The organism is bacterium (assembly GCA_021108215.1).
GTDB lineage: Bacteria > Oederibacteriota > JAAXVQ01 > JAAXVQ01 > JAUVAV01 > JAIORK01.
The window spans coordinates 49,513-64,530 of the sequence record JAIORK010000004.1 but is presented as its reverse complement, the minus strand read 5'-3'; the positions used below and the strand labels follow the sequence as shown (position 1 = coordinate 64,530).

2 protein-coding genes (1 of these 2 only partly in view) are annotated in these 15,018 nt (G+C 50.9%); both read left to right on the top strand.

Annotated elements, in window-relative coordinates; genetic code table 11:
* Positions 1-1,594: hypothetical protein (locus K8S19_00900; GenBank protein ID MCD4812243.1), on the top strand; the 1,594-nt coding region annotated here is incomplete at its 5' end.
* Positions 1,595-2,731: 1,137 nt separating this feature from the next.
* A protein-coding gene (locus tag K8S19_00895) for a GNAT family N-acetyltransferase (GenBank protein ID MCD4812242.1) crosses the window boundary here: on the top strand, positions 2,732-15,018 show its 5' portion. Its footprint extends 16,114 nt past the window's final position; 12,287 of the gene's 28,401 nt are visible here — the first part of the coding sequence; the start codon lies at positions 2,732-2,734; its stop codon lies off the right edge, out of view.

The following is a 15,018-nucleotide window of genomic DNA, read 5'->3' as shown; positions in this document are numbered from 1 at the left end:
CGGTGCAATTGTTGGTTATCAGGCGGACAAATATTATTTCCAGAGCCGCTATGATGGTGTTGCCCAGTCCATGGGTTTGGAAAGTCCGATTGAATTTTCTCAGGAAGCGGAGTCGTGGCTGCTGGATACCACACGGGGTGGTGAGACAGCGGCTGCCTGGCATGCGACAGCGCGCCAGAAATCCGGTGTGAGTGCTGCTGACATGACAAATCTGGTGAGCCAGTATTTGGCGGAAGCGGACCAGGCTTTGAATCGTCAGGCAGACAAGAGTCTGGCAGCGGTGCGCCAGGCACTCAAGCAGGAATTAGAAAAAGGTGCAGAACCCAATCTGGCAACCATGATGCGGATTATCGCAACGGTGGAAGGTGTGGAGGCTGAAAGTCTGGCAGGACTGTTGCGTGAACTGGCCGGCGAAAGTGTTGCGCTGGATGCTTCCGTGCGGAAATTGGTGGCCAATGGTGTGATCAGTCGTTTCATTGCCGGTGAAACGCAGGTGTCGGCCAATGCGGCAGTCAGAGGGATTGAGGATACGGCGATTGCACTTGGTCAGGAAGTCTATATGATGGCCATGCCTGAAACGAATAAAGCACAGTTGGCGGCAGTACGCCGGGCTTTGATTGATCTGCGCGGGCAACCGGGTGTCAATGGATTGCGGGACCGCTTGCTGATGGTTGAGAAAGCTTTGGCAGCGGTGGCAGCGGTTACGGCCGGTAAGATGGGTCAGCTTGATGCAACCATTGGTCAACAGGTGAAAGCTGAGGTTGCCCGACTGGCCAAGACGGATGCTGACGGCATGCTTACGATTGGTGAGGATCTCTCGCGCAATATCCATGGTGTCAAGACCGGTCATGTGGAAACCACGCAATTGGAAGGTATTGACATGGCGAATCCCATGGTGTTTGAGGTCTCGGCACCGGTTGACCAAAAACTTTCCGCAACAGATGTGAGTCAGGCCAAACTACCCAAGCAGGTCAGAGCACGTCAATATGACGGAACCATTGATACGCTGATTCAGGTGCCTACAGCAAAAACCAGTATCGTGACTGGGTTGATGCAATTGATTCCCTCGCGGCGCATGCATACACTGGTGATGCGCAGCAATCCTATGGGGTATTTGCGCAGCATCCTGAATTCGCTGGGTGTGGAATCATCCACCATGGCGCAGATGCTGGGACAGGGAAGCAGTCCGGTGGTGCAGGCGTATCTTAAATATGCAGCCACACCTGCCAGCCGGAAAGCGGAACGTGATTTTGTTAAAACCATGCTGCGTGCTTTGAAAGCGCAAGGTATGGCGGTTCAGACCGATGCGGCAGCCATGGATTTTGAAAATTCAGTGGCCGCCTTTAGTGAGCTGGTTCAGTCCATGAAGGCCTTGAGTCCTGGACTGGTTACCGGCAACTGGACACAGCAAACAGCGTCTCGATCTCTGGCAGGCAAGACGATTCATATTCCGGGTGTGTTGCTTCAGATCGGCGGCAAGGGCGCGTTGGGTGCTTATTTCGATATTCTCAACGAGCTGCCGGCTAAGATTAATGAGAATGTGCTTGAGAACCAGCGCCGCAGACTCTTCCGCAGCACTTCGGTGGCGGCATAATCCTGAAGTTGACCGCAGAGACCCTGCACGTATGTGCAGGGTCTCTGCTTAAATGCCCGGCAGGAATTTAAGGTGCTTCCAATGCAGGATTTTAGGGTGGCCGGCCCTGTGCCGTTTGGTGAGGACTGGTACCTTTGGACGCAAGGCAGGCGTGATGCCGGTTTGATTCATTGGCAAGCGAAAGGATGACATACTTTTATATGTGCTGTCTGGCGAAAGGTGATGGGCAAATCCTATTGAATCGTGCCAATGAGTCAAACCGGCATCACGCCTGCCTTTGTAGGTTACATCCTGTGAATGCGGTTTGAAAAGCGGCCGGCTCTGCATCGTATGGTGAAGGCTGGTACCTTTCTGTGGACAGTGTTTCCGGGATTGGATATGTATTTTTTCTGCATTGAAATAGAGTCATGATTGGCTGCTTTCCTTTTGACATGCAGCAATAGTAACCTTCTCCGGGCTTTTCGTTTTTTAATACAGAAAAAATATATACCCAATCTAATGCAGGATTTTATGCTAGCCAGCCATGTACTGTAGGGTGCAGGGCAGGGATTTTTCTGTGGACAGTGTTTCCGGGATTGGATATGTATTTTTTTTGCATTGAAATAGAATCATGATTGGCTGATTTCCTTTTGACATGCAGCAATAGTAACCTTCTCCGGGTTTTTCGTTTTTCAATGCAGAAAAAATACATATCCAATCTAATGCAGGATTTTATGCTAGCCGGCTATGGACTGTAGGGTGCAGGGCTGACACCATAAATCATTAAAAAAAATATTTATTTTGTAAAAAAAATGAAGATATTTTTGATTTATTCTCTTTTTTTATCAGAACACTCTCCAGCAGGTACCCTGAGAAAGTTTGCAATCCGGGAATTTTATATCTTTTTTGTAAATTCATACCTTGAAAATGTAATAAAAATAAGGAATTTATTTTCTTAGATCAGTATGAGAAATAGTATCTTATTAATAGGTTGTTTTTTTGCAGATGACGTTCCAAAAAGAAACACGCGCAAGAATAACCTTTTAATAAATAGAAAAAACAATTACTGTGATGTTGATTGCGCAATTTTTTATGCTATACTTTAGATAAATAAAATACGTTATTGTTTTTTATGAAATTATTTGCGGGGGAACAAGTATGAACGTTTGGAATCGACCATGTTTCAAACAACTCGCCAGGATAATTGCATTTGTCCTCACCCTCACATTTATCCTGCCTTTTTTGGGATGGGCATTTGATAAAGACACCTATCCCGGATCAGATCTTTTTGTAACCTTTGAGCAACAGGCGGTTTTGATTCCTGAAAAAATCGCCTCAACTCTGGATGCTTATCAGGGACAGCACGAATTGATCGTGCATGTCCAGGATTTGCATTGCAACCAGGAAGTACAAAATAATATTGCGGCGATTATTGATTACATGGCGGCGAAACATACGTTGAAACTGGTCGCTTTGGAAGGCGCATCTGAGCCGGTCAATACATCCCATCTCTCCAGCTATCCCAATGAAAGCGTAAAAAAAGAAACCGGGCAATATTTTATGCGTCAGGGAAAGATTAGCGGCGCTGAATATTATGCTGCAGTCGGGCATCATCCGGTAAGCCTCACAGGTATCGAAGATGCTGCGCTTTATGCCGAGAGCCGTGAAATGGTCATGACATTTCTCAATGATGAGAGTCAAGGGTATATCTATGATCTGCGCGATTTGCTGGAAGAAATTCAGGGAGAAATTTATAGCAGCGCACTTTTGAAATTTAATGAAAAACAGCAGGCATTTCGTGAAGGCACCCTCTCTCAGCTGAAATACGGTGCTTTCCTTTGCGGTGTGGCCAAAAAGCAGGGGATTGATCTGGATGGGTATGCGCAGCTTGTTCACTATGTTTCGAAACAGGTCAATGTTATTCCGCAGGATGTGGATCCTGACAAAGTGTATGCCGAGGCGGCGTTGCTTGATCGTGCCATTCGCCAACAACTTTACACCAATCAGGAACAAAGAAAGTTAGATGCTTTTAAACATGCGCTGGATGTGATGGAAAAATTATTGAACATCTCGGCCACCCCCGATGAATTGTCTGAGTATCTGCAAGCACCCGATCATTTTCGCGTCGAACCGATTATTTCATTTTTGAAAAAATATGACACCCTGGGTTATATGGGAATTGATTTGGAAGTGCTGACACTCAATGATTATCTTGAAAAAGTTTCCCGGTTTTATACTTTGGCGGATGAACGTTCGGATGCGTTTGTAGACAATACACTTGCGGGCATGCAGCGCCGGGGAACCAAGCTGGCAGTGATGGTAACCGGCGGTTTTCATACCGAGCGGGTGTTGGCCGCTGTCAAGGCCCGGGGTGTTTCCTACATTTCGGTGCGGCCGCGCATGACGCATGTCGATCTGGTGAATCCCTATTTTGCCCTGTTGCGCAACCGGCGAACTCCGCTGGAAAAATTGCTGGCCGAGAATCAAAATATTCTGGCCCTGGCGCCGAGCTTCCCGCAGGTAGGCGAAGCTAACGCCGTTTTGAGCGCTCAGGCAGAAGCGGCCCAGCCGGAGAATGTCAGACTGTTTTTGGATTTGATGCGTATGGTTTTGCAGGAAACCGAGATTGCGTATTTGGTGGCGCGCGGCGAGACCACCCTGGCCGGTCTGCGTGAAACAGCTGAAGCCAGTCAGGCAGCGTATCCCTATGCCAATACGATTCGGGTGGACTGGGACAAAGCGCAGGCTTCAACAAATGCTTTTATCGTTCCTTTTGCCGGTCTGGATGTTTCGGCGGTGATTTTACCCCGAGGTGCTGAATCACTGTCGGAAAATGCGTTGGCAACGTTTGAAACCAACCAGGGAACTTATACGGTTTCTGTGCTGGATAATGCGACGGTTGCCAAGATGCAGGAAAGGATATTAGCCGGCGGCACGCGGACAGCCGGAATCGGTGCACGCAGCTTGTTGATGCCCTTGATGAATCCGGCAGTTGTGATGACTGCGGGCGGTATGGTCATGGCCGGGGTGCAACCCGCGATGGGAAGTGCTTTGGGAATTTGGAATGGCATCGGCAATCTGGGAAGTGTGATACAAAATGTAAGGCTTCCAAACATTCCGGGGTTGGGTGACAAACGCCGCGCGCAACAGAGTTTGGAAGAGCGGGAACAAGACGCAGGGATGCTTGTACAAACCAAAGCGGTGCCCAAACTTTCGGTTCCGTTTTTGGCCGCTTTGGGCGGCCTTGGCCTGCAATTATTCCTGGGTGGTGGATGGGTTTACCTGCTGCCCGCCGTGATTGCCACGGTGTTCGCCGCGGTTGAGATCGGCAAATACCTGGTACTCAACAGTGGCCTGCTGCGGGGTTCGGCCAGCCCGGAATGGATGGCCATGCCGGTGATCGAACGGTTGGCACAAATTCAGAATCGGACCGGTGTGCGGGTTGGCGTGATGCCGCGATCAACCGGTCTGCGCAAGAGTTGGCAGGCCTGGCGCGGCGGGTCACCGCTCACATTATATGATTCGCAGACCAGTATTGTTTTTATTTCCGAGCGTCTGCTGGATTCGGACCACTGGTTCGTGCAGCGCCAGCTCGATTCTTTTCTGCGCCACGAACAGGCACATGCGCAACGTCAGGCCGGGGAAACCCGCGCAATTTTAGCGGAAATATGGGGCGGCGGGTTGACCGATGTTTTGCTCAATGTAAGTACGCTCCTGAATATTCCCTGGGCGCTTGCGAAAAGTATTTCCAACCGGATTTTATTACGTCAAAAAACATCTTCAACAGCAGCTCTGGAAGCGACGGAATTACAAACCGCAATTGCCCGCATTGAAAACAGCCGGGACATGATCGGGCAAGTGATGGGTGAGCTCAAAACCACGGAGCGTACAGCACGGGACGCAGCGCAGGTTAAGGACCGGGCCATGCTGGCACTTACGGCTGCGGAAGCTTTGGCGGCGAAAACCGGACAGGATATAGACCCGGCATTGCTGGCTGCCTATGATGCGGCCATGGAAAAACAGAATCTGGCGGTTATGAACAATCATCTGGCGTATTCGCAATTTTCTAAATCTGTTCGGGGCCTGGTCACAGCTGCTGAGATGATACAAACAGTGAATAAGGACCGGCTTTCTGCAACACGCAGGGCGGCATTGCTTCATCTGGCAGTTTGGGTTGCCCGGACACTGACTGAGTCACCGGAAGCAGTTGATTTGCAGACCGGGATGGAAACGATGCTCTGGAACCGGCTCTTAAAGGTCTCGCTGAACCAACCCGGCGTGAAACCGGCACCGGTCAATTGGGTTGCCAAGCGGTTGCGTCAAGCCATGGCAACGGTGGCGGGATTTGTTTTGTTGGTCGGCGTAGCCTTTAATATTTTTCCAGTAGGGATGAACCGGATGGTTGTAACGGTTTTGCGCAGCCTGCCTGCACCGGTGGCAGACGCAGTACGCAATACGCTTTATCGGATTAATTCCGACTGGGCCCGGGAAATGGATCTGAGCTTGCGTGATGCCCGTCGGTCTTTTGTTGAAGTCGATAGATCCAATTCGGACCAGCTGGTGGTTAATGGCTTTCCGGTCAGAATTAAAGGTGCGAATTATTATCCCTCCCAACATGGCTGGGGCGCCATGTGGTCACAATGGGACCCGGTTTTGATTGAAGAGGAACTTGCCCGCTGTCCGGACTTGGGGATTAATACGATTCGGACATTCATTCATTATGAAGAATTTGGCGGCGCCAATGTCAATCCCGTGATGCTTGACCGCATGGAAGAATTTTTAAGTATTGCCGATCGTTATGGCATCAAAGTTCAATTTACCTTTTTTCCTTTGGAACGGAACTACAGTCCGGACAATTGGGTTGCGATGCAGGCTCATGTCAGCGCGGTGCTTTCACGTTTTGGTGATGATCCCCGGATTTTGGGATGGGGCATCACCAATGAAATTGATTTGCATATTGAATCCGAGGCACAGCAACAGAATCTGGAAGCAGAGGCGATTGCCTGGCACAATGCCATGGCGCGTTTTATCAAACAAAATGCACCCAACCAGCTTGTCATTGCCGCCACTTCACGGCCGGAATGGTTGGTCCGTTTTGATCCGGAGTCTATTGATGTCTACACCCTGCATGTGGGGGCCTATGGCGACAATGTGGCCGGCATGATCGCACAAGCCCGGGCGGTCATGGTGGAAAATAATATTGAAAAACCACTGCTGTTCGAGGAAGTGGGAGTTGATTTTTCGCAGGAACCCCAACCCGGACAAGCAGAAGTGTTTTTTGAAAATGCGATTCAATCCATTCAGGATGAAAATATTGCCGGTTTTATGGTCTGGTCTCTTAATGATATTGATAACCAACACTATGGAATCCTTACGGCAGATGGAACACCGCGCACTGCTGCGACGGTTTTTCAGGAACAGTATGACGGCACGCAGTGGCATTTGGTGGCAACACTCCCCACAGCGACATTGAGCATGTCTGATCTGGGCGAGAGCAGCGGGTATGCTGCACAACAAATTTTTGTAGGTCCGAATCAGACCCGTGTCAGTGTATTTACAGAAGCGGCGGCAACGTTGACCTTTGGTGAAAATTATCAACATACGCTCAGCATCCCGGCAGGGGAAACGTTCGGCGCGATTATGTTGCGCGATCCGTTGGTCTTGAATATGAGCGATCCGCAGTGGCTCAACATCCGGGTCGCCGATACCAACGGCCGCTGGTACATCATCCTGCGTTCGCCGGAAAATCCTGAGTGGTATACCCGTGTTCAGCTGGATACAACCCGGCCCGGGGACTACACCTATAATTTGCAGCGTTTTGTACCGGAAGCTTTGCGTCAGGGATCGCATACATTTACTGTTGAGATGGGTGTTTCGAGAGGCCGTCTATCGGCGGATGAAGACATTGCCATGACCTTTGACCGCTTTTCGCTGACATCAGGCAACCTGGATGTTATGCACACGCTTGAAGCGAGCGCACCAAGCTTATCTGTGATTGACAGCCAGGGCGGGGATCTCTCGCAATTTGTTGCCGATAAGGCTGTGATTGAATTGGACCATCGCAACCAGGCGGTGATCAGTTTGCCGCAAGGCACCGCGTTTGGCGGCGTGATGCTCTATGCGGATGTGCTCGAGGGTGAACCAAGTCCGATCAGGTTGAATATGGACCAGGCGCAATGGCTGCGCTTAAATGTAAATGCGGTCCAAGGGCGATGGTATATTATTTTACGTTCCCATGAGATGCCGGGCTGGCATGAACAGATTCAGACAGATACCGGCAGCAGCGGTATTTTTATGTACAACCTGAGGGATTATGTTCCGGAAAATATGCGCAGCGGTGAGCATTCTTTTTATTTTGAGATCGGGGTTTCCCAAACCGATCAGGCAGACACTCCTTCGCTGAGCATCAGTGAATTGTCTTTTTTCTCGCAGGTTCAAAAGGTCACGCCGCGGCTTTTCACGCCTTTCCTGGCTTTGGCATTGAGTATCGGGCTTGCCCATTTTACCGGCAATGCCGGGTGGCTTTCCTATCTTCCGGCCGCGTTGGCATCGGCCTTCTTTTTGGTGGAATTCTCCAAGTATATTTTATTGCGCTCCGGCTTCATGAAGTTGTTTGCAAATCAAGCGTGGAAGCAGCTTACCATGCAGGAGAAAATTCAACATATCGAAGAGAGAACCGGGATTCGTGTCACGCCGGTTAAGCATGACCCCGGTATGGGCAACGCGGTGCGCAGCTGGCGCTGGAAGTTTCCTTTGGCAGCCTATGAATCGGTGTCCGGTGATTATAAAATATCCGAGCGCCTGTTGGATTCCAATGATTGGTTTTCCAGACGGCAGCTGGATTCCATTTTGCGTCACGAAAAAGCGCATGCTGAAAAAGCCGCCACAGAGGTTGGCGCAATTCTGGCGGAAATACGCGGCGGCGGTGCCCTGGATTTTATCCTGAATTTTACAGCCTTGCTGAATATTCCCTGGGCGCTGGCACGGCGGATTCCTATTGTCAGAAAATTTATGCGCCCTCAGGAAGAAATGAATTTTCAGTTGGTCCGGGATTTTATACCGCCTGAAAAAGCGGTACGGATTCTTGCCCGCAATTCCGTAGCCGGCACATTAAACTACCTTAATAAAACTCAGGCCCGGCAGGCCGAGGCCCGGCAGACTTATGAAGATGCGCTGGCGGCATTGGAAGCGGCAAAAAATGTAGCCCTGCCGGGAAGAGCGGATATCAAGTGGGCGCGTGCCGTTAAATCCGTCCACACGGCACATACGCAGGCAGCCCATGATGTGCGGGAGGCATTTCAAAATTATCAGGAAGCGATTTTACTTTTTATTCAGGCCAGTGAAAATATTGTGACCGTCCGCAGCAGTAAAACTTATCCGCGCTCCAAACAGGATGCCTATATTGCATTGGCGCAAAAAATTTCCCGTGAAATCACGGGAGGTGAAAACGCCCGGAAAAACCGGATGGGCATGAGCAATGAGGTCTGGGCACGCTTTCAGCGGATCGGCGGAAAATATTTTGTGCGGGATGTTTTAAATGATAAGGGTGAATTGCGGATGCAGAGACGTTACTCGGATATTGTCGGGATGTTTTCTGTATTTGTTTTGGGCATGATCGGTATCGGCGCTGCTGAGATTGTGGATTTTAGTATGGCGCTTTTTGGTGGTTTGGCCATGATTGTCCTGGGTGCTGTTTATTTGGTTTCTGCCGCGCGAAAAGGGCGGTTGACTGGTGTGAGTATTGAGCACCGCCGGATGCGGCAACGCGGATTGTCGCTCTGGGTGTTTACGGATTTTGTGCGCAGTGCTATTTGGGGAATCATCCGTTCCGGGGTCTCTTTCCTGGCCATGTTTTTTATGCTTCTGGCCCCCCTGGGACAGACACGTTTTGCGCAGCTCATTTTTGGTATTACACTCCAGCCGTTGGTTGACCTGAGCCGCAGCTTGCTCTACCGGCTGAGCCCCTACAGTGACCAGAATCCTGAATTTACCGGCACCATTAATCAGGTAACCGGTTTGCCCGGAGAGGAGACCACCCATCCGGTGAATCCCGGTCTTTTGGGAACCTCGCAGGATATTCCGGAAGGTTTTGCGGTCATCAACCGGTCCGAGCCGGACCAGATTTCCATCAATGGTGTGGTGGTCAAGGTGAAGGGGGTTAATTATTATCCATCACAGCACGGCTATGCGGCCATGTGGACCGATTGGGATCCGGACCTCATTGACCGGGAGCTTGCCCGGGCAGAGGATCTGGGCATCAATGTGGTGCGTACCTTTATCCATTATGAAGAATTCGGCGGTCCCAATGTTGATCCAATCATGCTTGAGCGCATGGAGGAATTTATCCGTATTGCAGACAGTCACGGTATGCGTGTCCAATTTACCTTTTTCCCGGTGGACCGGCAGTATACGGATTTGGAGAGTTCACAGGCCCATGTGGGAACCATTGTCGAACATTTCCGAAATGATACACGTATTTTTGGCTGGGGCATTAGTAATGAGATGGATGTAGATGTACTGCGTCATGGTAATCCGGGTATTTACCCCACATTGACAGAGGCGGCTGCCTGGCATAACCAACTTGCTTCATATATAAAAGGTATTGATCCCAATCATCTGGTTATTGCCGCTACTTCGCGTCCCGAGACTTTGCCGGCTCTGGATATGACGCATGTTGATGTGTTTGCCCTCCATCAAACCGGTACATTGGATTCTCCCCAGGCCATGATTGTTCAGACCCAGCAACTCATGCTGGAGAACAATGTTGTGCGTCCCATTGTGCTGGAACAATTCGGTATGGATGCCACCCAGGCGGCTGAGGATCCGGCTTATGTGAGTCGGATGGGGGATTTTATTCACCGGGTCTATAGTGAGATTTACCAGACGGATATTGCCGGTGGTATGATCTGGGCACTTAATGATGTGGGTGAAGAACAATGGGGTATTTATACGTCCGAGGGCCAGATGCGTCCGGGCATGAACACTGTGGCCATATCTTATCAAGGCACGGATTTCAATGCCATTCAGGCTGTGCCGCGTCCCGGAGTGCCGATCATGCCGCCGCTGGCCATGAACGGTTACATGCGTGTTCAGGGAACGCCCCGGGTCCTGTTGGATGCCGGGATTGCTGTTGAGGAAAATCTCGCCGGCCGCTGGCAGACACCGGGTGACCGGGTTGTGCTGCAGCCGGTTGACCTAGGACTGCGCATCACACGCAGTGGTGAAGAAAATTTTGGAGGCATGGAAAATACCCGGGCTTTCAGCGTGAATATGGATCAGCATGCGGAAGTGGTGATCCGGGTCAGCGATATCAACGGGCTTTGGTATGCTGTGTTGAAAGATGCCGAGACCGGCGAAATGTACCGCTTGCAATTCGATACCAGCCAGTCCGGCGAGATGGTCTACGATCTGGCCCGCAATCTGCCGCGTGAGCTGCAGCGCGGGGAACGCCATTTTGTGCTGGAGATCGGCGTCATTGAGACGGACGCGACCCGTGCACAGGCTGATCAAAATGCCTCGATTGTAGTGGAGAGCATCGCGGTGGTAAACGGCGACCGCACCACGCAGACGCAAGCTGCGCATGAAACCATTGTTACGCAAGCTGTATTTGAAACCCGTGAGGAACAGCTTGTCTGGGAGACTTCAGCTCAGGTGAATTTGGTGGAGACCCCTTTTATCAATGTGACCATACCGGAAATGCAGGCTTATGGCAAGGCCCGTATTTTCATCAATGGCACGGAGATCCGCCTGGAAAATCCATTTTATTTTTATTCCGGTGAGAACCGGCTTGATCTGAATATCCTGGCACAGCAAGCCGGCATCAGCGGCATTGAGCAAGGTGCGGTTGATCTGCGCATTGAGATCGAGGCGCTGGGGCCTTTGGCGGACGCATTGACTATTACCGAAGTGGCTATGGAAGGCCGGGATCCGGTGATGGCGCAAAAATATCTCGGATTCAACCGTGCTGATGTCGAGGCATTTTGCCGGGAGCACAACATTTCCCTGACCGCCTTTTTAACCATGATTGAGTTGGAGAACAACCGCGAGAACGAAGTGGCCGGCGCCCGGATCGGGTTTGTTCAGAATTTAAAATTTTGGCTCTCACAGTACTGGCAAAACATTCCGGCCAACCGGCTGGTCCAGCCCATTCGCGGAGATCTGGGTTCCTTTTTGCCGCATCACAGTATTGAAACGTTATCGGAAGTTGTGATCCGGTGGAGCGCACTCAAACATAGTGCACAATGGATCGATGCCTGGCAGGGTGGTTGGAATGCGGCGGCATTGGAATACCGGGAAGATATTTTCGGCGCGGAATGGGATGCCTGGGTGGGACCGGCGGATTATGTTTTTTCCGAGACAGCTAATTTGACTGTGGATGATATTGAATTATTTTGCAATCATCCGTCCGTGGATATCGCGGTTGAGAATTTTTATCGCGTGATCGCCCTGAACCATCCCGGCATGAGTGCGGAAACCTATATGGCGCAGTATTCGGCACGGGAGATTGAGGAGGAGATGGTCATCACTGTCCGCCGGGTCTTTTTCAATTACACCCCGGGTGACCGCCTGCTGGAATTGATCCGCCGCCGGGTCAGCGGACAATGGGAAGATCCCAAACCGGATTTTGAGGGCATTGCTATTGAAGTGAATCGGGCATTGGTGCAGCAGGGGATTGACGGCGAGATCACGCCCCGGGAATTGGAGCGGATTATTCAGCAGGAAGCGTTTGGCGTTGAGAGCTGGTTTTTTACGCTTTATCATAACCGGCAAACGCTCACCCGGTTGATTATTGACGTCTATTATCCATATCTGGATGAATCCGTGGGTCTGGATGATTATATTAATGAAACCAACTATCAGGACCGTCTGACATCCGCACAAATCGAGACTGCTTTGGAAATTTCCAATGCACTCGGTTTTTACCAGCAAGGCATCCCACCGGTCGGCGGCGGCGGCTCGATCTGGATGGATTTATTGACACCTATGATGCGTTGGGAATATAAACGGAATTTCACCGATCCGACCATGGAGGATCTGCTTTTGCGGTTCATGCCGTCTGCAGATCCAACAGAAGGCGTTTTGGCAGTGATTGCCGCTTGGGAGGCCGGAGACCGCAATCCACAAATGGTGATCGACCGTTTGAACAATCAGCAGATTATCCGGCGTTATAATCTGGAAACCATGATGACACCTGAACTGGCATCACGCTTCACCCTGGAGCAGGTGGCCCAAGTGGTTGCGGACTTTGAGCGGGTATTCGGCCAGTGGGACCCGCAGATGTTTCCGTTGAGCAATTTGATTGAGAATTGGGACGATTACCGTGAAATCAGCCAGAGTGAATATTTGGCTAATATGAGCCAATATCGGTTTAACAATATCCAACCCTTGAGCGGGGAGGCCGATAGGGTTGAGCTGTTGGGCCCGGACCTGGTTTTAAGCAAATTTCAGAATTATGGCGCCGAGGTGGTTCTGGAGGATAACGATGCGGGTGGACAACGGATTGCCGTGACCGGGACGCGGACTGAAGATGATTCCGCTGAGCAGCAGCGTTACGGCAATGTCCTGTTTTATACCAGTATGAATGGAACCGGGTATAATATGATGCGTCTTGAGATTTCGGAAGTGACCAGCGCCATGTACATCAACATCCACTATGGTTTTGATGGAACACGCTATACGCAGATTTATACCTCGCCGATACCGATCACCGAGCCTGGTGTGTATTATCTCAATCTCGATGAGATTATTCCCCAGGAAATCATTGATCTGATTCCCGAGGGCGAGGTGGATGCCACTGTGGCGCACCAGGCCATTGATGACGCTATTGCGGAAGACGGACAACGACTCCATGATGAACTGGAAACTTATTTTGCGTCTCAGGAGTATCAGGATCTTTGGGCCGGTGAATGGGCGGATTTGGAAGCGACCTTTCCCGGCTATGCGCAATCCCGCTACAATGAACTGGTTCAGCAGTACGGCGGCCAGGTTCCGCAGCAGGAATATACGCGGGTGGATGCGGAAATTATCGCGCACAATGAAGCGGCGCGCGAAGTCATGACGGAACGGATTTTGGCGGATATTGCTCAGCAGCATGCGGCAATTGATATTGAACTTATTGAAAAAAGCCGGATGCAGCATGAAGCTTTGGATATGCGTATTGTGGGCATGCAGATTCCGATTGAGATCGGTGTGAACAGCCAGTGGTATGACCCTGATGTCCACCCTGATCCCACGCCCGAGCAATTGTCCAACAGCGGCCAGGTGACTGTGATTGAATCCATGCAGATGGTGCGGGGTGTGGAAAATCTGGAACCGGGCACCGACATTTTGCGTGAGGGTGCATGGTCCTATGATGAAAATAATTTTTTGCTGGGCTGGCTGGTCAACGGTTCGGAGTATGTGTTTGATCCACAGAAAAACATGACCATTACCGGGGCGCGGGACAGTGTCACGCCCCAGGAACTCTGGGGCATGAGTGCGGAGGAACGGGAAGCGCGCCGCAATGAACTCAGTTCCGGCACAGTGGTCAGGCAGTTGAAAATTGATCCTGAAAATCAATGGCTGGAGATCACGGTGGAGGAAGTTTCTTCCTCCGGATACATTGTTTTGAACAATGCGGACGGGCAGGCGATCAGTCCGCGGCTCCAGATTACCGAACCCGGGACTTACCGGTTTGATTTGGAAGGCATGTTCACGGCCAATGTTTGGCTGGAGATCGGTGTGCTTTGCGCCTACCATCCGGAAAACACACCGTGGGAACCGCAGCAGATTTCCAACAGCGGCCAGACCATGACCATCTCGAATTTGAAGGTGATGACCGGTGAAGCTGCCGGCGCTGTGGCGGCGAATGAAATTAATCTTACCAGTCCGGATGCCTGGTATTACACAGACAACCAGTTTGCTGAGACATTACGCTCCGAATACGAGGACGGCACATCCAGCGGTGTGGATGTGGCCTTGGTGCAAAGACCGGGAGAGGACCAGGTTTTTCTGCGGATTCAGGGTGTGGATCCTGAGCAGTCCTATGGTTCCGCTTACCGGCGGGTGGTGTTTGATCCCGCCGAACTTAAATATCTGGAAGTCAATGTGGACCGTATGTCCAGCCTGGCTTACGGTTATGTGAATGTGATTGACATCACAACCGGGGAGAGTGTGCAGCTGACACCGGTGTTGATGCCCGGATTCAACTTGTTTAATCTTGAAGAATTACTGCCCGATGCGATGCGGGAAAATCGGGAATTCATCATTGAGCTGGGCGTGGATACGCAAGGTCATTTGGGATTTAATTCGCACGCACAGATGACGGTCAATGCCCGTCTGCTCAGTTCGGCGGATCCGCATACTATTACCGGAGGTTATGTTGAGTTTCCGTCTTTTGAAGCCAGCCGCTATGTGTACCAACAGGTGAATCTGGACGGGCCGGGCGAGCAACTGCCGGATGTTTC